The sequence below is a fragment of the Brachybacterium sp. AOP3-A1-3 genome (assembly GCF_052378285.1).
Lineage (GTDB): Bacteria > Actinomycetota > Actinomycetes > Actinomycetales > Dermabacteraceae > Brachybacterium.
Map to the genome: position 1 here is coordinate 358638 of NZ_JBQSXM010000003.1, position 25533 is coordinate 384170.

The window sequence follows — 25533 nt, forward strand, 5'->3', positions numbered from 1 at the left end:
CTCGACGACACCGGCCCGAGCACGCGATTCACGCCCAGTTCTCCGGCGTATCCTGCACGGATGCGCCTCTCCCCCGCTCTTGTGCGATCCCTGCCCAAGGTCGTGCTGCACGACCATCTCGACGGCGGGCTGCGCCCGGCGACCGTGCTCGAGCTGTGCGCCGAGCTGGGCATCGCCCCGCCGCCGATCGCTCCTGCCCGCGAGGCGGACGGCAGCGTCGACGTGCCCGGCGGCGCCGAGGTCCCCACTGCGCAGGATGTGGCCGACTGGTTCCACGACGCCGCCGACTCCGGGTCCCTGCCCGCCTACCTCGCCACCTTCGACCGCACTCTCGCGCTGATGCAGACCGCCCCCGCGCTGCGGCGCATCGCCCGCGAGTTCGTGGAGGACATGGCCGCCGACGACGTCGTCTACGCCGAGACCCGCTGGGCACCGCACCAGCACACCGCCGGCGGGCTCAGCCTCGACGAGGCCGTGCAGGCGGTCCAGGACGGACTGGACGAGGGCGTCGCTGCGGCGGCGGATTCCGGCGCACGGATCGTGGTGGGTCAGCTGCTGGCCTACCTCCGCCACCTCGAGCCCACCGATGACCTGGTCGAGCTCGCCATGGATCGGCGTTCGAGCGGCGTGGTGGGCATCGATCTGGCCGGCCCCGAGGAGGGCTTCCCGGCGTCCCGGTTCCGTGCCCAGTTCGACCTCGCCCGCGATCACGGCATCCACGTCACGATCCACGCCGGGGAGGCCGACGGCCCCTCCTCGATCGCGGATGCCCTGGACTGCGGCGCGCAGCGGATCGGCCACGGCGTGCGCCTGATCGAGGACATCGACGGCCAGGAGCTCGGCCCCGTCGCGGCGCGCGTGCACCGCGAGCAGATCTGCCTCGAGGTATGCCCCAGCTCGAACCTGCAGACCAGCGACACCACGGACGTCGCCCGTCACGCCGTCGGGCCGCTGCACGACCTCGGCTTCACCCTCGCGCTGAGCGCCGACAACCGCCTCATGAGCCGCACCTCCACCTCCCGGGAGATGACCCTGGTGACCGAGACCTTCGACTGGACGCTCGAGGACCTCGAGCAGGTCGTGCTCACCGGGCTCGAGGCAGGCTTCGCCCCCGAGCCGCACCGTCGGGCGCTGCGCGAAGAGGTCGTGCTGCCCGCCTTCCGCGCCGCCCGCGAGGCCTGACCCCGGCAGTCCCGCGCTCGCGCATCCCCACGCCCCGAACCGTCCCGCACGGGCCCGGAGTTCTGCGCCTCGGTCCGAGGTCAGAGGCTGGAGGCGCGGACCTCGAGGCGGGGCGTGAGCACCTGCTGGTGCGGCACGTCGGGTTTCCCCTCGACCAGGTCGAGCAGGGTGCGGCCGGCGAGGCGGCCCAGCTCGGTCAGGCCCATGTCCACGGTGGTCAGCGGCGGGCGCGAGGCGAGCGCCATGACCTCCCAGTTGTCGAAGCCGGTGACCCGCACCTGAGCGGGGACGTCGATCCCCTTCTCCCGGAGGCGATCCGTCACCCCGCGCGCGATCTGATCCGAGCCGCAGAGGAGTCCGTCGAGATCGGGGTGGGAGGCCAGCAGCATGTCCACGGTGGCGCGGCCCCACTCCTCGGACCAGTGCCCGAAGAGGGTGGGCGCGACCAGGGCATCCCCCAGCGTCTGCTGCACGGCGAGCGCCCGGGCGTCGGCCGAATGGTGCCGCTGCGGTCCGGTGACGTGCGCGATGCGCCGCGAGCCCATGGCCAGCAGGTGCTCGGCGGCCATCGTCGCCCCGGCGCCCTCGTCGGCCACCACCGCGTAGTCGTCGGGGTCCTCCGAGGGGGAGAAGGCGTAGACGGTCGGGATCGGCAGGGAGATGGAGGGTCGCGGATCGGTGGTGCGCCCGGTGATGATCAGGCCGTCCACGCGCCGCTCCTGCAGGGACTGCAGGTAGTGCTGCTCGCGCAGCACGTCGTCGCGGGTGTCGCACAGGATGATCGCCATCTTGCCCCCGGCGAGCGCGTCCTCGACGCCCATCAGCAGCGGAATCGTGAAGCGGCCGAAGCTGTCCGTGGTCAGCAGGCCCACGGTGTAGGTGCGGGTATCGGCGCTCCCACGGCCGGAGGCGCCGACCACGAAGCCGAGCTGCGCCGCCGCCTCCTTGACCCGTGCCCGGGTGTCCTCGCGCAGCTGCCCGGTGTCGTTGAGCGCTTTGGACGCCGTGCTCATCGAGACCCCGGCGAGCTCGGCGACGTCGGCGATGCGGGGGGAGGGCATCGACGGTCGCATCGGCGTGGTCTTCACGGGGCCTCCTGGGCTCGTGCATGGTGTGCGGTGTGTGGCGTGCGGTGGCACGCGTGGCGTGCGGTGACGTGCGTTCCGGGGCGGGGGTTGTCCCGCTGGAGGGAGCATGCCATTATCGACACAGAAACTTGGTTTCCGCACTTTCCGCAACGAAGCTCACCTGCGAGGTCCTTGATGACGACGTCCCCGAACACGCTTGCCGCCCCGGCGGTCCCCACCGCTCAGGCCGCCGTCACGCTGCGTCCCCTGCAGCCCGGGGCCGCCCGGATCACCGGCGGCTTCTGGCACACCCGCCAGCAGCGCAACCGTACGGCCGGCCTGCGCTCCGGCTATGAACAGCTCGAGGCCTCGGGCACGTTCCGCAACTTCCGCATCGTCGGCGGCACGGAGCAGGGCGGGGCCTCCGGGATGATCTTCCAGGACTCCGACGTCTACAAGTGGCTCGAGGCGGTCGCCTTCGAACTCGGCCGCGAGGACGATCCCGAGCTGCGCGGCATGGCCCGGGAGGTCACCTCGATGATCGCCGGCGCACAGCAGGAGGACGGCTACCTCAACTCCGTCCACACCCTGCGCCACTCCCCCGACGAGCACTACTCGCACATGGCCTGGAACCACGAGCTGTACTGCTACGGCCACCTGATCCAGGCCGCCGTCGCCCTCTCCCGGAACGCCGGCGAGCAGGAGCTGCTCGAGGTCGCGCTGCGGATCGTGGAGCACCTGCGCACCGTGTTCGGCCCCGAGCTGCGCCACTCCACGGGCGGCCACCCCGTGATCGAGATGGCGCTCGTGGAGCTGTTCCGCCTCACCGGCCGCGAGGAGATCAAGGACCTCGCCCGCTTCTTCCTGGACATGCGCGGCCGCGAGGAGCGCTTCGACGGCGTGAACCCCGGGCCGGGCTACTTCTCCGCCGCGGTCCCGGTGCGCGAGGCGCGCACCGCGGAGGGGCATGCCGTGCGCGCGCTCTATCTCTTCGCCGGCGCCACCGACCAGGCCGTCGAGGACGGCGACGCCGCCCTGCTCGCCACCACGGAATCCGTCTTCGCCGATCTGCTGGCCTCCAAGACGTACGTCACCGGAGGGATGGGCGCCCGCTGGGACTGGGAGGCCTTCGGGGACCCCTTCGAGATGACCACCGACCGCGGCTATGCGGAGACCTGCGCGGCGATCGGCGCGATCCAGTGGGCCTGGCGCCTGCTCCTGGCCACCGGGAAGAGCCACTACGCCGACGTCATCGAGCGCCTGCTGTTCAACGCCTTCCTGCCCGGTGTCTCCCTCGCCGGCACCGAGTACTTCTACGTCAACTCCCTGCAGCTGCGCGAGGGCGCCACGGCCGACGAGGGCCGCTCGATCGCCCACGGCAGGCGCGGCTGGTTCGACTGCGCCTGCTGCCCGCCCAACATCATGCGCACCTTCGCGAGCCTCGACCATCTCGCGGCGACCGCGACCGCCGACGGCCTGCAGCTCCATCAGTTCGCCTCCGGCACCTGGAGCGCCGGAGAGGGGACGGACACCTTGAGCGTCCGCGTCACCACCGACTATCCGACGGACGGCCGCGTGCACGTGGAGGTCCTCGAGGCCCCGGCGACGGAGCGCACCGTGTCGCTGCGCATCCCGGCCTGGTCGCGCGGTACCGCAGAGGTCACCTTCCGCGGGATGGCGGCCGCGGCGCCCGAGCAGCCGATCACGGTGCCGGCCGACGGCTCCCCCGCCGAGGTCCGCGCGGTCCTCACCGCCGGCGACGTGATCGAGCTGGACCTGGATCTCTCCCCGCGCTTCGTCGGCGCCCATCACCGCCTCGATGCCTCCCGCGGCGCCGTCGCCCTCGAGCGCGGCCCGCTGGTCTACGCGCTCGAGAACGAGGACCAGGACGGCGCGGCGAGCGTCGACGACGCCGCCGTGGATCCGCACCAGGCCCCGTCGGCCGGTGATCCGCTCCCCGCGCTGGACGGCGCCGTGCCGCTCGCCGTCCGCGGCAGCGCTGTCGCCGTCTCCGCCGCGGCCGCCGCCTGGCCCTACCCGGTCCACGGCAGCGCCGATGCGGAGGTCACCCGCACGCCCACCACCTGGACCGCGATCCCGTACTACGCCTGGGGCAACCGCAGCGTGGGCCCGATGCGCGTGTGGCTCCCCCTCGAGGCCGACTGATGATCTCGCGGCGCGCAGGCCTGCGCCGCCCCTGGTGAGGCGCAGGGAACAGAACTGCTGCGGTCCGGTCGGGTGCAAACGGCCCGGGCAGTGGCAGGATCAGCGTCGTGCCCGAGAACTCCTCGCGCTCGCCCCGCTCCGACGAGCCATCTGACCCTGATCACGAGCAAATCCCCCAGACCGACGACCACGAGTCACCGGTCCCTCCGTCGACCGACACCGACCCGGAGCACCCGCACCGCGCGCAGCGCGCGTCGGCCGCACGTCACGCCCCGGGACCGCACCCCGCGCACGCACCTGATCCGCACCAGCACCCCCATCACCACCTCGACCAGCGCGGCATGCCCCGCACCCGGGAACCGCTGGCGATCCTGATGACCGGTGCGCTCGGCGTGGTGTTCGGGGACATCGGCACCAGCCCGCTGTATGCGCTGCAGACGGTCTTCAGCACCCACCACAACGCCGTCGCCCCCTCCGAGTCCGACGTGCTGGGCGTGATCTCCATGGTCACCTGGTGCCTGCTGATCATCGTCAGCGTCACCTACATCGGGCTGATCCTGCGCGCCGACAACCAGGGTGAGGGCGGCATCCTCGCCCTCACCGCGCTCGTGCTGCGCAAGCTCGGCACCGGCGGCTCGCTCATCGGCTCCCGGGAAGCGGCGGTCGCGCTCGTGCTCGGCGTGGTCGGGGCCGCCCTGTTCTTCGGGGACTCGCTGATCACCCCTGCGATCTCCGTGCTCTCCGCCTTCGAGGGCATCGAGGTGGCCAGCTCCGTCCCGAACACAGTGATCCTGCCCGGCGCGCTGATCGTGCTCACGGCGCTGTTCGCGGTGCAGCGCTGGGGCACCGCCCGCATCGGCCGCTCCTTCGGGATCGTGATGGTCATCTGGTTCCTGACGCTCGCGGCGATGGGTCTGCCGCACGTGCTCGCGAGCCCGTCGATCCTGCGGGCGCTGTCCCCGCACTACGCCATCGCGTTCATGATCGACCGACCCGTGGTCGCGTTCATCGCGATGGGCGCCGTGGTGCTGACGATCACCGGCGCCGAGGCGCTGTACGCGGACATGGGGCACTTCGGCCGACGGCCCATCGCGCTGGCCTGGATCTGCCTCGTGCTGCCCGCCCTGCTGCTGAACTACTTCGGCCAGGGCGCCCTGATCCTCGCCGACCCCGCCGCCGTCGCGAACCCCTTCTTCTCCCTCGTGCCCGACGCCCTGCGCATCCCCCTGGTGGTGCTCGCCGCCATGGCCACCGTGATCGCCTCCCAGGCCGTGATCTCCGGCGCGTTCTCCGTGTCCCGCCAGGCCACGCGCCTGTCCCTGCTGCCGCGGCTGAAGGTCACGCAGACCTCCGCCGAGCACGGCGGGCAGATCTACGTCGCCTCGATCAACGCGCTGCTGTTCGTGGGCGTGGTGGTGCTGGTGGTCGTCTTCCGACGCTCCGAGGCGCTCGCCGCGGCCTACGGCCTCGCGGTGACCGGGACGATCATCCTGGTGCTCGCCCTGTTCCTGCTCTACGCCCGACGGATCCGGAAGTGGCCCCTGTGGCGCGTGATCACCATGGCCGTGGTCGTGGGCGGTCTGGAGCTCGTGCTGCTCGCCGCCAACGTCGTGAAGATCCCCGACGGGGGCTGGCTGCCGCTGGTGGTCGCCGCCGTGCTCACCACGATCATGCTGGTGTGGAAGCGGGGCTCGCGGATCCTGTTCGGGCGGCGCCGTGAGATGGAGGGACCGATCGCGGACTTCGTGGCCGGGCCCGCCCGGGCCGTCCCGCGGGTCCACGGCCTCGCGGTGTACCCCCACGGGGATCCGACGACGGTGCCGCTGGCCCTGCGCACCGGCGTGGAGATGAACGGCGTGCTCCACGAGCACGTGGTGATCGTGACCATGAAGCACCTCTGGGTGCCGCGCGTGCACCGCGACGACCGGGTGCTGGTCGACGTGCTGGGCGACAGCTCCGACGGGATCGTGCAGGTCACCTATCAGGTGGGCTTCCATGACTCGCAGGACGTCCCCGCCGCGCTGCGCGCCGCCATCGAGCTGCGCGGGCACCTCCACGACCACTGCGCACCGGACTGCACGCAGCACGTCCCGGAGCTGGTGCTGGATCCCGAGGACGCCGTCTACTTCCTGTCCGTGTTCCGCATCGAACCCGGCCAGGACAGCTCCATGCCACGCTGGCAGAAGGCGATCTTCCGTCAGCTCGAACGGGCCTCGGCCAACCGCACGCACGTGCTGCACCTGCCGCCCACGCGCACCGTGGTGATGGGCGCGGAGACGGTGCTGTAGCGGCCCGGCCGCCCGTCGGCGTCGGCCCGGCTCAGCCGATCGTCGGCTCGAGCTCCTTCCACAGCGGCTCGGCCATCTGGCGGCTGAAGTGCGCCGTGAGGTGGTGGCCGTCGCGGTACACCAGGGTGTTCCCGATGATCGCGGGGCAGTTCGTGTCGTTGCAGAAGTACCGCCCGAGATCCAGGAACGTCGCACCGCTGTCCGTGGCGGGGGCCTCGGTGGCCTTCACCAGAGGGGCGTCGAACGCCTCGCCGACCGGGATCGCGCACTCCTGGGCGTCCTCCAGATGCGCCGAGAGGCACACCGCGGAGGTGCTGCCCTGGTTGGGGACGTCGGCGAGCACGTCGACGGCCGGCCCGTCGATCTTCCCGATCGTGGATTCCAGCCCGGCCTGCCACTTCGCGGGGAAGTCGTCGTCGCCGCCCACCAGCTCGGGCGGGGCGCCGGGGTAGTTCGTCAGCAGCACCAGGTCGGGCTGCTCGGCGTTGATCCGGTCGATCACGCCGGCCCGCCACTCGTCGCACTCGGTGTATTCCACGCCCTTGTCCAGCTGCCGGAGGTCCGCCGAGGTGCACGAGCTCTTGGTGTTCGTGTCCAGGCGGATCTTCCCCTGCTCGGCGAGCTCCGCGAGGGCCGGGTACCAGCTGGCCGCGTGGGAGTCTCCGAACAGGAACACCAGCGGAGCGTCCTCGTTGTCCCCCACCTGGCAGCCGCTGGGGTCGGTGTCGGGCTCCTGGCGGTGGCAGCCGTCGGCGTAGATCGTGGGATTGTCGTCCTCGGCCTCTTCGAGGGAGGGCGTGAGGTTCTCGGGCACGAAATCGGTGCCCTCGGGGTTCGGGCTCGGGGCCTCCGCGGCCGCCGCGACATCGGTCGCCGCCTCCTCCTGGGTCAGGAGATAGCTGCTGCCACCCGTGGCGATCAGTGCGGCGGACGCCGCGAGCGCCACGGCGCCGGTCCACAGCTGCGAACGCTGCCGCAGCGGGGCCCAGGCGATCACGGGGCGCTCCACGAAGCGGAACAGCAGCCAGGCCAGCGGGAACGCCGCCGCGCCCAGCAGCAGCTTGACCCACAGCGGGAGCGGAGACTCCTCCCCGGCGACGACCTGCGGGATCACCTGCAGCGGCCAGTGCACGAGGTACAGCGAATAGGAGATCGCACCGACGAACTGCATCGGGCGCACGCTCAGCAGACGATTCGCGTTCGCGCCGCCGGGCGCCGCACCGCCCACGATCAGCAGGGCGGTCGCGATCACGGGCAGCGCCGCGGTGTATCCGGGGAACGGGGTCACGTCCGTGTACAGCAGACCCACCGCCACCAGCAGCGCCAGCCCCAGCCAGGACAGCAGACCGGTGCGCACCGAACGCAGCCACGGCGCCCCGGAGCGCAGCAGGAACGCGACCAGCGCGCCGGCGCCCAGCTCCCACGCCCTCGTGGGCAGGGCGAAGAAGGTCCACGGCTGGGAGATGGCCATGCCCACCACGCACAGCACGAACGAGATCGCTGTGAGGACCGAGACGACGATCAGCAGGCGCCGCTCGCTGCGCCGGCACAGCCAGAAGCCGAGCGCGAGGATCGCGGGCCAGAACAGATAGAACTGCTCCTCGACGCCCAGGGACCAGTAGTGCTGGAAGACCGACGGGCTGGTCTCGGCCAGGTAGTTCGTGCCCTCCACGGCGAACAGCATGTTGGGCACGTACAGCGCGACGGACACTGCGCCCTTGGCCACCTCGTTCATCAGCAGCGGAGGCATCCAGATCCAGGCCGCCAGCACGGTCAGCAGCGCCACGAGCAGGGACGCCGGCAGGATCCGTCGGGCGCGCTTGGCGTAGAAGCTCCCGAAGCGGATCCGCCCGTGGGTCTCCAGCATCTCCAGCAGATGGGTGCTGATGAGGAATCCGGAGATCACGAAGAAGACGTCGACCCCGACGAAACCACCGGTGATCAGCGGGACCCCGGCGTGGTAGAGCACCACGAACAGCACGGCGATCGCCCGCAGCCCCTGGACGTCGGGACGGAACCCGGACTTCGTCGCGGCGGGCGTCCCGGCCGCTGCTCTGGCGTGAGCGCTCACTGGTGTCCTTCCCGTGGATGTCCTCGGGCCGTGGAGTATATTCCGCGCCGCGCGCTCCAGGGGAAGCGCAACGCACGGTCGCGTGACGAGTCCCGCGTCGGTGCAGGATCCGGCAGATCGGTCCACGGTCGGCGGAGTCCGACGGCTCGGACGGGTCAGGCGGCCCGGCGGATCACGCGGCCCGGCGGATCACGCGGGCGAGGATGTCGAGGTACCTCCGCGCGAGGACGTCGTCGTCGGCGTGGTCGGAGACCCAGGCTCTGCCGCTGGCCCGCACGCCCGCCTGCGACCGGTCCGCGGCGAGCCCCCGCCACAGGTCCGCGAGCGCGTCGACGTCCTGCGGGGGCAGCACGTGGCCGGCGCCGGCCGCCCGCACCACGTCGGCCGCCTCGCCATCCAGCAGCGCCGTGATGTGCCGCCCGGTCGCGAGCATCTCGTAGAGCTTGGAGGGAACGGTCCACTGGAACGGCGCCCAGTCCCGCAGCGACACCACGACGGTGTCCGCCCAGTGGTACTGCGCGCCGACCTCGCGGTGCGGGATGCGCGGCAGCACCTCCACCGGCGCGTCCAGCTCCTCGGCCAGAGCGGCCAGGGCCGACGCCTCGACCCCGTGGCCCACGAGACGCACCTGCAGGTCCACACCTTCGCGACGCAGCTGCGCCGCGGCCCGCACCACGGTGTCCAGTCCCTGCGAGCGCCCCATGTTGCCCAGGTACAGGCAGCGCAGCTCTGGATGGTCACCAGGCAGGTGGTCGTGACGCGGGGTGACCTTCGACAGATCGGTGCCGTTGCGCACCACGTCGATCTCGGTGACGCCGCGCTCCTCGAGCACCTCGGCGAAGCGATCCGTCGTGGTCACGACGGCCTGCGCGCCGCTCTGCCAGCTGGTCACCTGCTGGTGCACCACGCCCTTGGCCAGCGCGACCGCCCAGCGCATGCTGGTCCGGGCGGCGTTCCGAGGCGGGGCGTGCACCGCTTCGGCCACGAGCGCGCCGGCCGGGCCGACGTGCGTGACCAGATCCGGCCAGGCATCACGCATCTCCACCACGAGCGGAACGTCCCACAGGGAGGCGAGCGCGCGCCCCACCATGAGCGTCGGGATCGCGGGGGCGGTCGCGATGACCACATCGGGTCGGGTATCGGGCCGGGAGAACCGCCGACGCAGGCGCCACAGCGCATCCGCGGCGGCCACCAGGTGATCGGCGGTGCGGGTGCCGATGTCTGCGAAGTGCGGGAGATAGGCGGTGCGCAGCACGGTCTCGCCATGCCGGCCCACCTCGACCCCGCCCACGCGATGGGTGCGCCGCTGGGTGCTGTTGGGCCGTCCGCTGGGATAGTGCGGCACCGGCGCCGCCACGGTCACCCGATGGCCGGCGGCGATGAAGCGCTCGATCAGGGCGGACCATCGACGCTGAGGCGCCCCGAACTCGGGCGCGTAGTAGTGCGTCAGCAGCAGGATCCTCATGCGGTCGCGGACTCCTCGAGCCCGAGCACCTGGTGCGCCTCGCGCAGCAGCTCGGGGGTGAGGTGGCCGGTCTGCGGCGGGCGGATCCCGGTGCGAGCGGTCTCGGCGGAGATCAGCAGACGGATCGACTGCGCGCTCTCGTCGGGCTCCGCAGCAGGCAGCTCGGCGATCGCGGCCGACGGGATGACCCCGTGGCGGGAGCTGAGCTGACGACGCACCACGGAGACCGCCGCGAGCTCGCCGGTGGCATCGTGCAGGTAGATATCGCGCACGCGACCCACCGTATCGCCCTCGCTGCCGAGCACCGCGAGTCCCGCGAGGGCGAGCAGCCGCGCCCGTGGTCCCGCAGCGCCGGCTCCCGGATCACCGTGAGGGGTCGCCTCGTCGGCCTGGCCGGCTCCGTCGGCCTGGCCAGAACCGTCGGCCTGGCCAGAACCGTCGGCCTGATCGGTTCCGTCGGCCTGGCCGGATCCGTCGGACCCGGCCGTCCCCTCCGTGGCTGCCGTGCCTCCGGATACCTCCGCCACGCTCGCGCCCGCCTCAGTCGACGATGCAGAGACGCACGAAGTCGTGCACGTCGCGGATGGGGTCGGCCGTGCGGTCCTGCTGCAGCTCACGCACGGAATGCTCGCGCACCGTGAGGCTCAGCAGCAGCGAGAACAGGCTGCGTGCCATGAACGCCGGCTCCACGCCCTCGAGCAGCAGACCCCGCTCGGCGTGCCCGGTGAAGACCTGTTCGAGCACATGCTCGTGCACCAGGCGCAGCCGCGAGATGCGGTAGCGGCCCGGATGATCCGGGTTCACGGTCTCCGCGGCCAGCGTGGCCAGCAGCGCCATCGAGTGCTGCGTGGGGTTCCACGGGCCGGCCAGCGCCGCGAGCAGCGCCTTCGGGGATCCCTGGAGCGACTCCACGGAGTCCAGCAGGCCCTGGGCATGGGCCTCCAGCCGGTCCACGACCGCGCCCAGCAGCACCTCCTTCGAGGCGAAGTGGTGCAGCATCCCCGGATGCGAGATGCCCACGCGGCGCGAGATGTCGCGCAGGCTCGCCCCGTGATAGCCGCGCTCGGCGAACAGGGCCGCGGCACCGTCGAGGATCGCCTCCCGTCGGGCCTGGCCCGGGGTGGTCGACAACGGCGCCTCGACGACCTCGGGCTCCTGGAGGACCATCGCGAGATCAGGGGCGGCATCCCCGGTCGTGGCCGGCGGCGCCACCGCCGAGACCTCGGCCGGAGCGCCGACGATGGTCCGCAGATCGGTACCGACCTCGAGCTCCGCGGCCGAGATCGAGTCCAAAGTACGCAGCGCCTGCGCCAGGGGGTCCACGCTCATGTTCACCGAGTTCCCGTCGAACGATTCATCGCCGGCACGATCGGAGAAGACGGCGGACAACGGCGATGGCCCGGTCCCCGCACCCGGGGGGCCACTCGTCGCGGCAAGCGTCATCGAGGTTGTCCCTTCGCGATCAGTTCGGCGATCTGGATGGCATTCAGGGCAGCGCCCTTGCGCAGATTATCCGCTACGACGAAGAATACGAGACCCTTTCCGCCCGGAACCGACTGATCCTGACGGATCCGGCCCACGAACGTGCCGTCCTGGCCGGCGGCCTCCAGGGGGTTGGGCAGGTCCACGACGGTGACGCCGTCGGCCTCCTCGAGCAGCTCACGGGCACGGTCGGCGGTGATCTCGCGATCGAACTCCGCATGGATCGCGAGCGCATGTCCGCTCATCACCGGCACGCGCACGCAGGTGCCCGCGACGGGCAGCTCGGGCAGGCCCAGGATCTTGCGCGACTCATGGCGGAGCTTCTGCTCCTCGTCGGTCTCGCCGGAGCCGTCCTCGACCAGGTTCCCGGCCAGCGCGAGCACGTTGTAGGCGATCGGCTTCGCGTAGACGGCGGGCTCGCCGAGGTCGACGGACGACCCGTCCAGCGCGAGCTTCTCCACGTCGTCGGCCCCGGCACGGATCTGCCCGGCGAGCTCTGCGACCCCGGCCACGCCGGACCCGGAGACGGCCTGGTAGGTGGCGACCTTCAGCCGCGCCAGACCGGCCTCGTCGTGCAGCGCCTTCAGGGTGGGCATCGCGGCCATCGTGGTGCAGTTCGGGTTCGCGATGATCCCGCGCGGCAGATCGGTGATGGCCTCGGGGTTCACCTCGGAGACCACCAGCGGCACCTCGCCGTCACGGCGCCAGGCCGAGGAGTTGTCCACGACGGTCGCGCCGGCCTCGGCGAAGCGGGGGGCCAGCGCCGTCGAGGTCGAGCCGCCGGCGGAGAAGATCGCGATGTCGACCGCCCTGCCCTCGGACGTGATGTCCGCGGTCGTGGCATCCTCCACCACGAGCGCACCGCCCGCGTACTGCACGGTCGAGCCGGCGCTGCGGGCCGACGCGAACGCGCGCACCGCGCTGTGCGGCACGGCCCGCTCCGCGAGCAGGGCCAGCAGCACCCTGCCCACCTGACCAGTCGCGCCGACGACGCCGATGACGGGCCCGTCGGCCGCATACCCGGGGGTCGCGGTCATGTCCACGGAGTGCGCGCCGGCTGCCGCGCCGGGGGTCGTGCCGGCTGCCGCGCCGGACGTGCTGGTTGCCGGGACCCCGTGCGCGGAGTCGCTCGGGAAGTCCTGCTGGAAGTCGTTCGCCACGATGGTCCGCTCCTCGGGGTTCTGGGTGCTCATCGTCCGGTCCCTCCGTACACGACGGCTTCGGTCTGCTCGGAGTCCAGGCCGAACGCCGAGTGGATCACGCGCACCGCGTCGTCGAGCCGCGACTGCTCGGTGACGACAGAGATGCGGATCTCCGAGGTCGAGATCATGTCGATGTTGATACCGGCCTCGCCGAGGCTGCGGAACAGGGTCGCCGAGACGCCCGGGTGGGAGCGCATCCCGGCGCCGACGATGCTGACCTTGCCGATCTGGTCGTTGTAGCGCACCTCGGAGTAGCCGATCGCCTCGCGGGACGCCTCGATGGCCTTCAGCGCGGCCGGGACGTCCTCCTCGGGGAGGGTCAGGGAGATCGCGACGGTGTCGTCGACCGTCGAGGAGTTCTGCACGATCATGTCGATGTTCGCCCCGGAACCGGCGACGACATCGAAGAGCAGCGCCGCACGGCCGGGGACGTCCGGCACCTCGACGACGGTGATCTTGCCTTCGCTGCGGTCATGCGCGACGCCCGAGATGATGGGGGCTTCGAGGCCGGGATCGGAATGGTCGTCCATGGGGAGCTCCTGGGTCGGGTCGGCGGCGTCGCGGCGGGCGACGTCCGCAGTGCGGATGGTGACGTCGGGGTCGATGGGGATCATGCGCTCGGGATCGTCGGAGACGATCGTCCCCAAGCGGCCCGAGTACGAGGAGCGCACGTGCAGCGGCACCCCGTAGCGGCGCGCGTACTCGACGCTGCGCACCATGAGGATCTTCGCGCCGTTGGCGGCGAGGTCCAGCATCTCCTCGCACGAGATGTAGGGGACGCGGCGAGCGGCCGGGACGACCCGGGGATCCGCGCTGAACACGCCGTCGACGTCCGAGTAGATCTCGCAGACGTCCGCGTCGAGCGCGGCGGCGAGCGCCACGGCGGTGGTGTCCGAGCCGCCGCGACCCAGCGTGGTGATGTCCTTCGTGCTCTGCGAGACGCCCTGGAAACCGGCGACGATCGCGACCGATCCCTCGTCCAGAGCCTCCTGGATACGACCGGGGGTGACGCGCAGGATGTGGGCCTTGCCGTGCACCTCGTCCGTGATCAGGCCGGCCTGCGAACCGGTGTAGGCACGCGCCTCGACGCCCGCATCGTTCAGCGCCATCGACAGCACCGCCATCGAGATGCGCTCGCCCGCGGTGACCAGCATGTCGAGCTCTCGGGCCGGCGGCTCGTCGCTCACCTGCTCGGCGAGATCGATGAGCTCATCGGTGGTATCGCCCATGGCAGAGACGACGACGACCACTGTGTGGCCCGCCTTCGAGTACAGGGAGATCCTCTGGGCGACACGCTTGATCGAGTCGGCGTCGGCGACGGAGGATCCTCCGAACTTCTGGACGACCAGGCTCATGAGACGGGTTCCTTCACGGTTGCGGGCATCGGGCAAAACATCAGGCATCAGGCATCAGGCATCAGGCATCAGGCATCGAGCGGGGTACTGCGTCAGACATCGAGCGGGGTACTGCGTCGGGCACCAGCCCAGCGACTGCGAACGTCACCAGGCGTCGGCCCGGGCGCTGCACCACCGGCGTCCACCCAGGGACGGTCAACGTCACCAGGCGTCAGCCCGGGTGCTTGACCAGGCATCGGACTGCCCCGCTGCGGGACACCGACGAGCGGGCCCCACATTCCGTGACCTGGGCGCTGACCTGTTCGTCGACCCAGCACACGGAACCGCCGCCCAGTCTACGAGGGCTCTCGCCCAGACGCTCATGACCCCACCCATCGAGACGCACCCCCAGGTCACAGCCCTTTCGAGACGTGGCCCACCCAACACTCCCCCGCGCGCGCCGTGGCGACTCCCCGGACCACGACCTCATTGGCCTTCGCCGCTCTTCCCCACGACCTCGTCACGGCGAGCGAGGCAAAGTTGGTCGATAGCGTCCTCGATTCCCCCAACTTTGCCTCGCTAACGGGACGGCAGACCGCTCTCGGCGGCCCTGCGAGTAGGAGAGGCTTCCGTATCGCTGGGAGGAAGCAGGAGCAGCACCCGCGGCGGCAGCAGCACCCGCGGCGGCAGCAGCGGCAGCAGCGGCAGCGGCAGCGGCAGCAGCGGCAGCAGCACCCGCGGCGGCAGCAGCACCCGCGGCGGCAGCAGCGGCAGCGGCAGCGGCAGCGGGTTGCGCGCGAGAGGCGATGACCAGAACGCCCTGGGGAGGAAGCTTCTCGCACGCCGTGGACCTCGGGATTGTGGACGGCGTCCCGCGTCAGCGCCTCCTTCATCGGAGCATTCACCCATGCCTCGCCACCCCTCACCCCTGCCGCCCTCGCTGCCGTTCGCCGTGTTCACCACTGCGGAAGCGCGGCGCGCAGGGGTGAGCACCGACCGTCTGCGGGCACAGGATCTCCGCCGGCTGGGCTACGGCATCTATGTCCGTGCGGACGCCGACCTCACCGAAGCCGCGATCATCACCGCGCTGACCCGCAATGACCCGATGGCTGTGGTCCGGGGCTCGAGCGCCGCGCGGCATTGGGGACTGCCGCTCCCCCTGCCCGTCGAGACCTGGAGCGTGGAGTCGCGCACCACGTCGATTCAGATGACCGCGAATGGACACCTCAGACGCGACACACGACTGGTGCGCTGGACTCGACAGCGCCTCCGGGGCGAAGAGCTCGTCGCAATCGGCGCGCTGCGGGTCACCAGCAGGGTGCGCACCTGGCTCGATCTCGCCCGGGATCTCACCCTCGACCAACTCGTCGAGATCGGCGACCACCTGGTGCGTCACCCACGCAGCAGGTTGGAACATCGCACCCACGCCTACGCGACGCCGCAGCAGCTCGGCACGGCGGCGCGCGAATACTCGGGTTCGGGAAGACTGCGCCTGCTGGAAGCACTCGAACTGGTCCGAGTGGGGAGCGACTCCCCCGCCGAGACGAGGCTCAGGCTCGCCGCCGCACGGGCAGAGCTACCGGAGCCCGAACTCAATACACGTCAGTTCGACGGGGGTCACGACCTCGGGGAGCCGGATCTCGCCTGGCCGCGGTGGCGGGTGTGCGTCGAGCATGACGGTCCGAGGCACCGCACTCCGAAGCAGCAGGAGAACGACATCGCCCGACGCGAGAATCGAGAGGCAGCCGGATGGATCGAGGTGCAGACGGTGGCCGCTGACCTCCACAAAGGATGCCGACGCGGGATACGGCGATTGGAGGAGGCGCTCACGCGTCACGGCTGGCGGCGCAGCGCAGCTGCCTGAGCACCGCCGACGCCTCAACCCCCTCAGGACCTGGCCTCGTGCCCCGCCAGCGGACACGACTCCTCGACGACCCGACGACCCGACGACACCGAGGCATAGTCCCCAGCCCGTCACCCGACACGACGACCCGCAGCCAGCGAGGCAAAGTTGGGGGAATCGATACCGGATAACCCCATCTTTGCCTCTCTCGGGCGGTGCGGAGGCAGGGCTGGGCAACACTCGAGAGCGGGCTGGGCACGGCAGCACCGAGGCAGGACTGGGCACGACAACGCAGAGGCCGGGCAGGTCGCGACAGCGCCGGGGCAGGGCGAGGCACGCGGGGCGCTGGGTCAGCCCTTCTCGACGAGCTCGGTGAGGAGGGCGCGGGCGCCGTCGGTGCGGAGCACCTCGAGGGCGTGGAGGTAGGGCGTGGTGAAGGCTTCCTGGTCGACGAGGTCGCCGAAGAGCTCCTCGTCGCGGAGGAAGGCCAGCGGGTCCTCGTCGTGCTTCGCGGCGGCGGCCATGACGCGGTCGTGGAGACGGTCCACCACGGGCCACTCCTCACCGTTCTCGCCGGTCCCCTCGGCGTAGCGGGCCCAGGAGGCGACGATCGCGGCGGAGGCGGTGACGTCGCGTCCGGCCTCGAGGTTCTCCTGGATCACGGGGACCAGCCAGGTGGGGATGCGGTCAGAGGACTCCGCGGCGAGGCGGGCCAGTGTGTCCTTGACGCTCTGGTTCGCGAAACGCGCCATGAGCTCATCCTTGTAGGCGGTCAGATCCATGCCCGGCACCTCGGGCACGGTGGGGGTGCCCTCGTGGTCCATGTAGAGGGTGCGCGTGAAGGGCGCGAGATGCTCGTCCACGGCGGCCTCGTCGGCGTAGGTCTGCCCCAGGAGCAGGCCGAAGTAGGCGATGGCCTGGTGGGAGCAGTTCAGCAGGCGCAGCTTCATGAGCTCGTAGGGCTCGACGTCCTCGACCATCTGCACCCCGACCTCCTCATAGGCGGGGCGGCCGGCGGGGAAGTCGTCCTCCAGGACCCACTGCACGAAGTCCTCGCTGACCACGGGCCAGGCGTCCTCGATGCCGTAATCCTCCGAGATCATCTCGATGTCCTCGGGCGCGGTGACCGGGGTGATGCGGTCGACCATGCAGTTGGGGAAGGCGACGTCGCTCTCGAGCCAGTCGCCGAGCGTGGCCTCGCCGTGCAGGCCGTTCTCGTCGCGGCGGCGCGCGTAGGCGAGGATCATGCGCTTGGCGAGGTCACCGTTGCCGCGCACGTTGTCGCAGGACATCACCGTGAACGGCTCCGTGCCGGCCTCGCGGCGGCGGCGCAGCGCCTCCACGACGTAACCGAACATCGTGCGCGGGGTGCCGGAGCCGTCGGCGAAATCGGTGGAGAGGTCCGCGGCGACCGCCTCGGTCTCGTACTGGAACTCGCCGGTGGAGGGGTTGTAGTTGTAGCCGCCCTCGGTGACGGTCAGCGAGACGATGCGCACCGCCGGGTCGACCATCTGGGCGAGCACGGCCTCGGGGTCGTCGGGGGCGAAGAGGTACTTGGCGATCGAGCCGATGATGCGGGGGTCGCGGGTCTCGTCGGGCGCCTTGGTGACCAGCGTGTACATGCCGTCCTGGGCGGTGAGGGCATCGCGCATGCGGGAATCGCCCGGCAGCAGGCCGACGCCGCACAGAGCCCAGTCGCGGTCACGGCCGGCGTTGAACAGCCGGTCCAGGAACATGGCCTGGTGCGCGCGGTGGAAGCCGCCCACGCCGAAGTGGACGATGCCGACCTTCCGCTCCTGGAGCGGGTACGTCGGGACGGCGACCTCGCCCTTCGCAGCGATGTCGGAGAGGGAAGCGGAGGTCAACGCGGTCATGGCTCATCCTTCGTCGGCGAGTGCTCGGAGCACTGACGATACACACTCCCGCGTCAGATGAGCAGGGGTTGACGCTCATCTGATCGAATCGACTGAGCGCCGACGATCGGGACACAGAGAGACGACGACGCCCAGGTGAAGGCGGCGAGCGGCGAGCTGCCAGCGTCGAGCGGCGAGCGGCGAGCGGAGCCCCACCCCTCACCCGAGCAGCGCGGCGACCTGGTCGGCGAGCTCGGGGGCGAGCACGATGTCGTCGACGAGACCGGAGCGAGCTGCGGCGACGACCGCTTCGGGGCGGCCGACGGCGGGGGCCGCAGCGATCACCCGGGCGCGTCGCAGCTGGTCGGCCCGCACACCGATCACACGATCCTCCATCGCGGAGTGCCACACCGCCCCCGAGCCGTCCAGGAGGATCCCGCACACCTCGGCGACGACGCCGGCGTCGTGCGCACGGCGCTGCTCGTCGGCCCCGAGCCGCGCCCAGAGCGTCGAAGCACCGGCGGCCCAGGCACCGATGGAGACCACGGCGACGTCGAGGTCGTCGGCCGCATCGAGCGCGGTGCGCACCTCCTCCATGGCTCGCAGTGACGAGGCGACCTGGGCGGAGTCGACGATGAGCGGGGTGGGCAGGGCCCAGACCCGACCGCCGGCCCGGGCGCCGAGGGTGTGCACCAGCGCCGAGGACAGGGCGGTGGAGAAGCCGGGCGCGCTGAGCGGGCCGACGAGCTGGACGACGTCCGCCGGGGGCAGCGCGCCGAGGTGGTCCGGCAGATGCATGAGGGTGCGCGACCAGGCGACACCGAGGCGGCCGCCCTCGCGCAGGGCGACGGGCAGCAGGCGTGCCACCTGGCGGGCGATCGCGTCTCGCATCGGCTCGCCCGGGCGGGACGCGGCAATGGTCACCGAGGAGATCCCGAGGCGCTGCGCGAGCTGCGCGTGGGTGCGTCCGGTGGCCGTCGGGTCGACGATCTCGATGCGCACGATGCCCTCGTCGCGCGCTTCGTCGAGCAGTCGGGCCACCTGGAACCGGGACAACCCATGGCGGCGGGCGAGCTCGACCTTGGACTGGCCGTCCACAAAATATCCGGTGGCGAGCTGGACCTTGAGCAGGGCCGTCGGGGGCACCTCGATCTCCGTGCCGACCTGCGGCTCCCCGTCCGACATCGTGCCGTGGTGCGCCATGGGAACCCTCCTCCAAGATCTCACGTCGTGAACATCTGCTCGCGGACTGTTGCTCACCTGAGCGTATATGACTACGCTCACTCTCAGTTGAGCAATATTCAGCGATCACATGAGTGCACGGCACTGCTGCCGAGGCACACCATCCCAGCGGGCCACTGTCGACCCCTCCTGAGACAGCCCCCGGACACCCGGGACAGCTCAGGACCAGCCCTGAGCAGTTCAGGGTCACGCAGGACCCGCCGGACCCACCGTTCTACAGCGGCCACGACGCGAGCCCCTCCCCATCTCAGGGCCCGTCCAGCCTCAGCCGTTCAGAGGAGAACAGCGCATGGGACACCTCCGACCACGACCACCCCGCGCGGCACGACAGGCCCGACCCGGAAGCCCGCCTCGGCCCCCGGACCCCGCCACGACCGCGCCCGCACCCGCACCCGTAACCGCACCCGTACCTGCATTTGCACCTGCACCTGCACCTGCACCTGCAGGAATACGCCCCAGCCGTCGCACTGTCCTGGGCGCCGGCCTCACCGCCGGGCTCGGTGCCACAGCCCTGGCCAGTTGCGGCTCCGGCTCCGGCGGCGGCAAGGAGTCGATCGTCGTCGCGATCGTCTCGAACCCGCAGATGCAGGATGCCATCAGCCTCATCGACGACTTCACGCAGAAGCACCCCGACATCGATGTGCAGTTCGTGTCCCTGCCCGAGAACGAGGCGCGCGCGAAGATCACCGCGTCGGTCGCCTCCGGCGGCGGCGAGTTCGACGTCGTGATGATCTCCAACTACGAGACCCCGCTGTGGGCGCCCAACGGCTGGCTCACCGACCTCGAGCCCTACATCGCGAAGACCGACGGCTACGCGCCGGACGACTTCGTGCCCACCATCAAGGACGCGCTCACCGTGGACGGCTCCATGTACTCGGTGCCCTTCTACGGCGAGAGCGCGTTCCTCGTGTACCGCCAGGACCTGTTCGACGAGGCGGGTCTGACGATGCCGGAGCACCCCAGCTGGGACGACGTGCGCGACTTCGCCTCGACCCTGCACGACCCCGACGCCGGCATGAGCGGCATCGCGCTGCGCGGTCTGGCCGGCTGGGGCGAGAACCTCGCGCCGATGAGCACGGTCATCAACACCTTCGGCGGCTGCTGGTTCAACATGGACTGGGCCCCGCAGCTGAGCTCACCCGAGGTGTACGACGCGGTCTCGATGTACGTGGACACGCTGCGCTCCTACGGGCAGCCCGGCGCCGCCACCTCCGGCTTCGGCGAGTGCCTCACCCGGTTCAGCCAGGGCAACGCCGCCATGTGGTTCGACGCCTCCTCCATGGTCTCCGGCGTGGAGAACCCCGATTCCTCCACCGTGGTCGGCAAGACCGGCTACGCCCTGGGGCCGACGCTCGAGACGCCCTACGCCGGCTGGCTGTACTCGTGGGCTCTCGCGATCCCCGAGACCAGTCAGAAGAAGGACGCGGCCTGGGAGTTCATCGCCTGGATGACCCATCCCGACTACTTCCAGCTCGTGGGCAACGAGGTGGGCTGGGAGGCGCTCCCGCCCGGCTCCCGCCTATCCACGTACGAGATCCCCGAGTACGCGGAGCTCTCGAAGAACTACGCGAAGCCCACGCTCGACTCGATGGAGAACTCGACGCAGGAGAACTCGATGACCGTGGAGGTCCCGTACGACGGGCTCCAGAACGTGGTCATCCCCGAGTTCCAGGACCTCGGCACGCGCGTGGGCCAGCAGTTCTCCGCCGCGATCGCCGGGCAGAAGAGCGTCGACGACGCGCTGAAGCAGTCTCAAGGGTTCGCCGAATCGGTCGCCCGCACCTACGGCTGGGAGGGCTGAGCGATGCCGACCTCGCGACGACGAACCGAGAGCAAGAGCACCAGAACAGAGCGGGAGGAGAGGGACCGATGAGCACAGCCACTGACACTCCCGTCGGCCGCGGACCGGACGCACCGCGCACCTCGTCGGCCCAGAAGCCCCGCGACCGTGCCCCGCACGACGGCGACTACTCCAAGGCCGAGGCGTGGCGCCGTCGGCTCCCGCTGATGCCCGCGTTCCTGTTCGTGGTCGTCTGCACCCAGATCCCGTTCCTGCTGACGATCTGGTACTCGCTGCGCTCACGCAACCTGCTGCGCCCCGAGGGCGAGAAGTTCGTGGGACTGCGCAACTACCTCGACCTCTTCGTCGACTCCACGTTCCGCACCGCGGCACTGAACTCGATCCTGTTCACGCTGGGCTGCGTGGTCGTCTCGCTCCTGCTGGGGCTGGGCCTGGCGCTGCTGCTGGATCGGAAGTTCTTCGGGCGCGGCTTCATCCGCACCCTGCTGATCACGCCGTTCCTCATCATGCCGGTAGCCGGTGCGATGCTGTGGTCGATCTCGATGTTCGATCCGACGTACGGGCTGGTCAACTGGCTGATCGGCACCGTCGGGATCTCTCCGGTGGACTGGACGAGTCAGTTCCCGATGGTCTCGATCATCATCGCGCTGGTGTGGCAGTGGACGCCGTTCATGATGCTGCTGCTCCTGGCGGGCCTGCAGTCCCAGACCGGCGACGTGCTCGAGGCCGCCTCGATGGACGGCGCCGGCCCGGGCAAGACCTTCGTGCACATCACCCTGCCCCACCTGCGGTTCTACCTCGAGCTGTCGGTGCTCCTGGGCGCGATCTACGTCGTGAACACCTTCGACCAGATCTACCTCATGACCGCGGGCGGCCCGGGTACCGCGAGCGCCAACCTGCCGTTCTACATCTACCAGCGCGCGTTCCTCGGCTTCGACATCGGGCAGTCCGCCGCGATGGGCGTGGTCACCGTGATCGCCACGATCGTGATCGCGACCTTCGCGCTGCGCCTGATCTTCACCAGCATCAACTCCAAGGAGCAGTCATGAGCATCCTTCGTCGACGACCCGTGAGGACAGACCGGAAGGGGACGGAGTCATGAGCACCTCCACCGCTGATGCCCCGCGCCTGACGCGCCCCGCTGCACCGATCCGCCCGCGCCGACCCAAGGGCAGGACCGGCGGAATCCTGCTGACCATCCTGGCCTGGGCGGCCGGTCTGATCTTCTTCGCCCCGGTGGCGTGGATGGTGCTGACCAGCTTCAAGCAGGAGAGCCAGGCGGCCTCGAACCCGCCCACCTTCTTCTTCACGCCCACGCTGGACCAGTACGCCTCGATCATCGGCTCCTCCGGGGCGGGTTCGTACCTGCTGAACTCGATGATCGCGACCGTCGGCTCGACGCTGCTCGTGCTGGTGCTCGCGGTGCCCGCCGCCTACGCGGTGAGCATCCGGCCGGTGAAGCGCACGCAGGACTTCCTGTTCTTCTTCATCTCCACGAAGATGCTGCCGGTGGTCGCGGTGATCATGCCGATCTACGTGATCGCGGGCCAGATCCGGATGCTCGACAACATCTTCACCCTCATCGTGCTGTACACGGCGATGAACCTCCCGATCGCGGTGTGGATGATGCGCTCGTTCTTCCTCGAGGTGCCCGGTGAGGTGCTCGAGGCGGCGTCGATCGACGGGGCCTCGCTGCTGCGCACCATGCGCACGGTGCTGCTGCCGATGGTCGCGCCGGGCGTCGCCGCCACCGCGCTGATCTGCGTGATCTTCGCCTGGAACGAGTTCTTCTTCGCTCTGAACCTCACCGCCGCGAACGCCGCGACGGTGCCGATCTTCCTCATGTCGACCATGACCTCGGAGGGCCTGTTCCTCGCCCGGCTCGCCGCCGCCTCGGTGCTGGCCTCGCTGCCCGTGGTCCTGGCCGGCTGGATCGCCCAGAAGCAGCTCGTGCGCGGTCTGTCCATGGGCGCGGTGAAGTAAGCGGCGAGCGGGCCGCGCACCCTGTCGTCAGCGGCAGAACTCAGCGCCAGAACTCAGCGCCAGCGGGGCAAAGTTAGGGGAATAGCCAGTCCATTCCCCCAACTTTGCCCCGCTGACGTCGATGGGTTGCTGACGTCGCTGGGTCGCTGACGTCGCTGGGTTGCTGACGTCGCTGGGTCGCCAACGTCGCTGGGGTTGCTGACGTCGATGGGGCCGATGGGCGCGTCAGTCTCCGGGGACCTCGTTCTCGAGCTCGGCCATCCAGGCCTTGCTCGTCGCGTCCGAGGGCATCCGCCAGTCGCCGCGCGGGGAGAGAGAGCCGCCGGCCAGCACCTTCGGGGCGTTCGGGGCGGCGGAGCGCTTGAACTGGTTGGAGAAGAAGCGGCGCGTGAACACGCTCAGCCAGTGCTTGATCTCGACCCGCGTGTAGGAGCGCTTGTCACCCTCGGAGTATCCGGCGGGCCACTCCCCCGCGTCGAGATCGCCCCAGGCCTGGTGGGCGAGGTAGGCGATCTTGGCGGGACCGTAGCCGCGGCGCAGCTGGTGGTAGAGCGTGAAGTCGTGCAGCGCGTAGGGCCCGATCGAGTCCTCGGTGGACTGCGCCTTCTCCCCGGGCTTGGTGGGGATCAGCTCAGGGGAGATCTCGGTGTCGAGCACGGCCTGCAGCAGGTCACCGGTCGCCTCGTCGAACAGCCCCTCGGCGATGACCCAGCGGATCAGGTGCTGGATCAGCGTCTTGGGGACGCCGGCGTTGACCCCGTAGTGGGACATCTGGTCGCCCACGCCGTAGGTGCACCAGCCCAGCGCCAGCTCGGAGAGGTCACCGGTGCCCACCACGATGCCGCCGTGATGGTTCGCGAGGCGGAACAGGTAGTCGTAGCGCATGCCGGCCTGCACGTTCTCGAAGGTCACGTCATAGACCTCCTCGCCGCTGCCGGCGGGGTGCCCCATGTCCTTCAGCATCTGGGTCGAGGCCGGACGGATGTCGATCGTCTCGAAGCTCGCCCCGATCGCCCGCGAGAGCAACTCGGCGTTGGAACGAGTGTGCTCGGTGGTCGCGAAGCCGGGCATCGTGTAGGCGAGGATCTCGGAGCGGTCGCGGCCCAGCTGATCCATCGCCCGCGCGCAGACCAGCAGCGCATGCGTGGAATCGAGCCCGCCGGAGACCCCGAGCACGGGGCGCGTACCGCCGGGCTTGTCGCCGCCGATCGCGCTCAGCCGACGCACCAACCCCGCGACCTGGATGGAGAACGCCTCGTAGCTGTCCTGCGCGAGGCGGGCCGGATCGTCGGGCACGAAGGGGAAGCGGTGCAGCGGCCGGCGCAGCGCTCCGGTGGCAGGGTGAGGGCGCTCGAAAGCTTCGCTCACCTCGCCGCGGACGTCGCCGCCGCTGCCCGATACGGCTCCACCGTGGAACGTCGCGCCGGACAGCGGTGCATGGGCGAACCAGCCCACGCTCCTGCCCTGCTCCTCGCCGTCTCCCTCGTCGCAGTCCTCGAACTCCTCGAAGTCCTCGCCGAAGGGCCCGAAGAGCCACGCCTCGTGCCAGGTCGAGAACTTCTCGAGCGACTCGGCGTGGGTGCGACGGTTGTCGTCGACCGTGTTCTGGCGGCGACGCTCGGCGACGATCCGGTCGAGGTCCACGTCGACGATCGTGGCGCGCGGGCCCTGCGGGAAGCGCTCGGACTCCCCCAGCAGGTCGCCGCACTCGTACACGAAGGTCTGCCCGTCCCACGCGAGGTCCGTGGTGGACTCCCCCTCGCCGGCGGCGGCGTAGATGTACGCGGCCTGGCAGCGGGCCGACGCGGAGCGCGCGAGCAGTGTGCGATCCTCCGCGCGGCCGACGGTGATCGGCGAGCCCGACAGGTTCGCGATCACGGTCGCGCCGGCGAGCGCGGCTTCGGCCGACGGCGGCACCGGCACCCACATGTCCTCGCAGATCTCCACGGACAGGCGCAGTCCGGGCACGTCCTGGACCGTGATGATCGAGTGCGGGGTGAGCTCGTGGTCCTCGCCGGCGATCCGCACGAGCTCCCCGTCGGCGTCGTCCCCGGGGGCGAACCAGCGGCGCTCGTAGAACTCGCGATAGGTGGGGAGGTTCTGCTTCGGGGCGATGCCGAGGATCTCGCCGTGGTGGATGATCACGGCGCAGTTGAAGATCCGGGAGCGGTCGCGGGCGCGCAGCGGGGCGCCGACCACGATGATCGGCAGCAGCTCGCGGCTCGCCTCGACCAGCGTGGCGATGGCCTGCTCGGCGGCATCCAGCAGCGGCTCCTGCATGACCAGGTCGTCCAGCGAGTACCCGGTCAGGGACAGCTCCGGGAACACGGCGAGGCCCACCTGCTGGTCGTGCAGGTCGCGCAGCTGCTCGAGGTGGCGCTCGGCGTTGGTGGCGGGGTCGGCGAGCGCGACCGGGAGGGTCACCGCGGCCACGCGCACGAAGCCGTGGTCGTAGATGCTGGCGTGGGGGTCGGTGACCGGCGCGTCGGCGCCTGCGGGATCCGTCGCTGAGCTCATGTGCCGAGCGTAATCGAGCAGCGGGCCCGGCATCGGC

At 70.6% G+C, this 25533-nt stretch carries 18 protein-coding genes; 7 read left to right on the forward strand and 11 right to left on the reverse strand.

Annotation, left to right across the window (positions count from 1 at the left end):
• Positions 1 to 60: 60 nt before the first annotated feature.
• Positions 61 to 1182, forward strand: a complete 1122-nt coding sequence (locus ACT3T5_RS06865) for an adenosine deaminase (RefSeq protein ID WP_444593967.1) — start codon at positions 61 to 63, stop codon at positions 1180 to 1182.
• An 80-nt stretch (positions 1183 to 1262) separates the two neighbouring features.
• Here ACT3T5_RS06865 and ACT3T5_RS06870 read toward each other — a convergent pair whose 3' ends face one another.
• Entirely contained in the window at positions 1263 to 2270 is a 1008-nt protein-coding gene (locus tag ACT3T5_RS06870; protein WP_444593968.1) for a LacI family DNA-binding transcriptional regulator, read from the reverse strand.
• Positions 2271 to 2444: 174 nt separating this feature from the next.
• Here ACT3T5_RS06870 and ACT3T5_RS06875 point away from each other — a divergent pair, with 174 nt between their 5' ends.
• Both ACT3T5_RS06875 and ACT3T5_RS06880 read left to right on the forward strand, forming a co-directional pair.
• The gene (locus tag ACT3T5_RS06875) at positions 2445 to 4415 is read left to right on the forward strand and encodes a glycoside hydrolase family 127 protein (RefSeq protein ID WP_444593969.1); all 1971 of its coding nucleotides are present in this window, start codon (positions 2445 to 2447) and stop codon (positions 4413 to 4415) included.
• Positions 4416 to 4522: 107 nt separating this feature from the next.
• Complete coding sequence (locus ACT3T5_RS06880) at positions 4523 to 6703, forward strand: potassium transporter Kup (RefSeq protein ID WP_444593970.1); 2181 nt, start codon at positions 4523 to 4525, stop codon at positions 6701 to 6703.
• 31 nt (positions 6704 to 6734) lie between these two features.
• Here ACT3T5_RS06880 and ACT3T5_RS06885 read toward each other — a convergent pair whose 3' ends face one another.
• From ACT3T5_RS06885 to ACT3T5_RS06915, 7 genes are all read right to left on the reverse strand, one after another.
• On the reverse strand, positions 6735 to 8774 hold the full coding sequence (locus ACT3T5_RS06885; RefSeq protein ID WP_444593971.1) for an acyltransferase family protein: 2040 nt from the start codon (positions 8772 to 8774) through the stop codon (positions 6735 to 6737).
• Between the two features lie 172 nt (positions 8775 to 8946).
• On the reverse strand, positions 8947 to 10239 hold the full coding sequence (locus ACT3T5_RS06890) for a glycosyltransferase family 4 protein (RefSeq protein ID WP_444578565.1): 1293 nt from the start codon (positions 10237 to 10239) through the stop codon (positions 8947 to 8949).
• Positions 10236 to 10766 carry a hypothetical protein gene (locus ACT3T5_RS06895; RefSeq protein ID WP_444578563.1) on the reverse strand — a complete coding sequence of 177 codons (531 nt, stop codon included), beginning with the start codon at positions 10764 to 10766 and terminating at the stop codon, positions 10236 to 10238. Before ACT3T5_RS06895 ends, ACT3T5_RS06890 begins: the two co-directional genes overlap by 4 nt.
• A gap of 13 nt (positions 10767 to 10779) precedes the next feature.
• Complete coding sequence (locus ACT3T5_RS06900; protein ID WP_444593972.1) at positions 10780 to 11682, reverse strand: TetR/AcrR family transcriptional regulator; 903 nt, start codon at positions 11680 to 11682, stop codon at positions 10780 to 10782.
• On the reverse strand, positions 11679 to 12758 hold the full coding sequence (locus ACT3T5_RS06905) for an aspartate-semialdehyde dehydrogenase (protein WP_444594018.1): 1080 nt from the start codon (positions 12756 to 12758) through the stop codon (positions 11679 to 11681). Before ACT3T5_RS06905 ends, ACT3T5_RS06900 begins: the two co-directional genes overlap by 4 nt.
• Before the next feature lie 152 nt (positions 12759 to 12910).
• On the reverse strand, positions 12911 to 14278 hold the full coding sequence (locus ACT3T5_RS06910) for an aspartate kinase (RefSeq protein WP_444593973.1): 1368 nt from the start codon (positions 14276 to 14278) through the stop codon (positions 12911 to 12913).
• A 558-nt stretch (positions 14279 to 14836) separates the two neighbouring features.
• Positions 14837 to 15010, reverse strand: coding sequence for a hypothetical protein (locus ACT3T5_RS06915; protein ID WP_444593974.1), 174 nt, complete (start codon positions 15008 to 15010; stop codon positions 14837 to 14839).
• A 154-nt stretch (positions 15011 to 15164) separates the two neighbouring features.
• On the opposite strand from ACT3T5_RS06915, the gene ACT3T5_RS06920 reads away from it, so the two are divergent.
• Positions 15165 to 16121: a hypothetical protein gene (locus ACT3T5_RS06920; protein WP_444593975.1), complete on the forward strand. Its 957-nt coding sequence runs from the start codon at positions 15165 to 15167 to the stop codon at positions 16119 to 16121.
• Positions 16122 to 16450: 329 nt separating this feature from the next.
• Here ACT3T5_RS06920 and ACT3T5_RS06925 read toward each other — a convergent pair whose 3' ends face one another.
• Together ACT3T5_RS06925 and ACT3T5_RS06930 are read right to left on the reverse strand one after the other, a co-directional pair.
• Entirely contained in the window at positions 16451 to 17974 is a 1524-nt protein-coding gene (locus ACT3T5_RS06925) for a mannitol dehydrogenase family protein (protein WP_444578557.1), read from the reverse strand.
• 198 nt (positions 17975 to 18172) lie between these two features.
• Positions 18173 to 19156, reverse strand: a complete 984-nt coding sequence (locus ACT3T5_RS06930; RefSeq protein ID WP_444578556.1) for a sugar-binding transcriptional regulator — start codon at positions 19154 to 19156, stop codon at positions 18173 to 18175.
• A gap of 622 nt (positions 19157 to 19778) precedes the next feature.
• Here ACT3T5_RS06930 and ACT3T5_RS06935 point away from each other — a divergent pair.
• The 3 genes from ACT3T5_RS06935 to ACT3T5_RS06945 all read left to right on the forward strand — a co-directional run bounded on the left by ACT3T5_RS06935 (position 19779) and on the right by ACT3T5_RS06945 (position 22979).
• A complete protein-coding gene (locus ACT3T5_RS06935) occupies positions 19779 to 20996 on the forward strand; it encodes an ABC transporter substrate-binding protein (protein WP_444578554.1) in 1218 nt (405 codons plus the stop codon).
• Between the two features lie 68 nt (positions 20997 to 21064).
• Complete coding sequence (locus tag ACT3T5_RS06940) at positions 21065 to 22045, forward strand: carbohydrate ABC transporter permease (protein WP_444593976.1); 981 nt, start codon at positions 21065 to 21067, stop codon at positions 22043 to 22045.
• Positions 22046 to 22094: 49 nt separating this feature from the next.
• Positions 22095 to 22979, forward strand: a complete 885-nt coding sequence (locus ACT3T5_RS06945; RefSeq protein WP_444593977.1) for a carbohydrate ABC transporter permease — start codon at positions 22095 to 22097, stop codon at positions 22977 to 22979.
• 225 nt (positions 22980 to 23204) lie between these two features.
• Here ACT3T5_RS06945 and ACT3T5_RS06950 read toward each other — a convergent pair whose 3' ends face one another.
• Positions 23205 to 25496: an NAD(+) synthase gene (locus ACT3T5_RS06950; RefSeq protein WP_444593978.1), complete on the reverse strand. Its 2292-nt coding sequence runs from the start codon at positions 25494 to 25496 to the stop codon at positions 23205 to 23207.
• Positions 25497 to 25533 lie beyond the last annotated feature (37 nt).

What these genes read in the sequence shown, in the direction of transcription:
- ACT3T5_RS06890 (WP_444578565.1), bottom strand. Translation starts at nt 10,239, where the DNA reads ATGAGGATCCTGCTGCTGACGCACTACTACGCGCCCGAGTTCGGGGCG.
- ACT3T5_RS06940 (WP_444593976.1), top strand. Translation starts at nt 21,065, where the DNA reads ATGAGCACAGCCACTGACACTCCCGTCGGCCGCGGACCGGACGCACCG.
- ACT3T5_RS06900 (WP_444593972.1), bottom strand. Translation starts at nt 11,682, where the DNA reads ATGACGCTTGCCGCGACGAGTGGCCCCCCGGGTGCGGGGACCGGGCCA.
- ACT3T5_RS06930 (WP_444578556.1), bottom strand. Translation starts at nt 19,156, where the DNA reads ATGGCGCACCACGGCACGATGTCGGACGGGGAGCCGCAGGTCGGCACG.
- ACT3T5_RS06875 (WP_444593969.1), top strand. Translation starts at nt 2,445, where the DNA reads ATGACGACGTCCCCGAACACGCTTGCCGCCCCGGCGGTCCCCACCGCT.
- ACT3T5_RS06865 (WP_444593967.1), top strand. Translation starts at nt 61, where the DNA reads ATGCGCCTCTCCCCCGCTCTTGTGCGATCCCTGCCCAAGGTCGTGCTG.
- ACT3T5_RS06925 (WP_444578557.1), bottom strand. Translation starts at nt 17,974, where the DNA reads ATGACCGCGTTGACCTCCGCTTCCCTCTCCGACATCGCTGCGAAGGGC.
- ACT3T5_RS06905 (WP_444594018.1), bottom strand. Translation starts at nt 12,758, where the DNA reads ATGACCGCGACCCCCGGGTATGCGGCCGACGGGCCCGTCATCGGCGTC.
- ACT3T5_RS06910 (WP_444593973.1), bottom strand. Translation starts at nt 14,278, where the DNA reads ATGAGCCTGGTCGTCCAGAAGTTCGGAGGATCCTCCGTCGCCGACGCC.
- ACT3T5_RS06945 (WP_444593977.1), top strand. Translation starts at nt 22,095, where the DNA reads ATGAGCACCTCCACCGCTGATGCCCCGCGCCTGACGCGCCCCGCTGCA.
- ACT3T5_RS06920 (WP_444593975.1), top strand. Translation starts at nt 15,165, where the DNA reads ATGCCTCGCCACCCCTCACCCCTGCCGCCCTCGCTGCCGTTCGCCGTG.
- ACT3T5_RS06950 (WP_444593978.1), bottom strand. Translation starts at nt 25,496, where the DNA reads ATGAGCTCAGCGACGGATCCCGCAGGCGCCGACGCGCCGGTCACCGAC.
- ACT3T5_RS06935 (WP_444578554.1), top strand. Translation starts at nt 19,779, where the DNA reads ATGCAGGATGCCATCAGCCTCATCGACGACTTCACGCAGAAGCACCCC.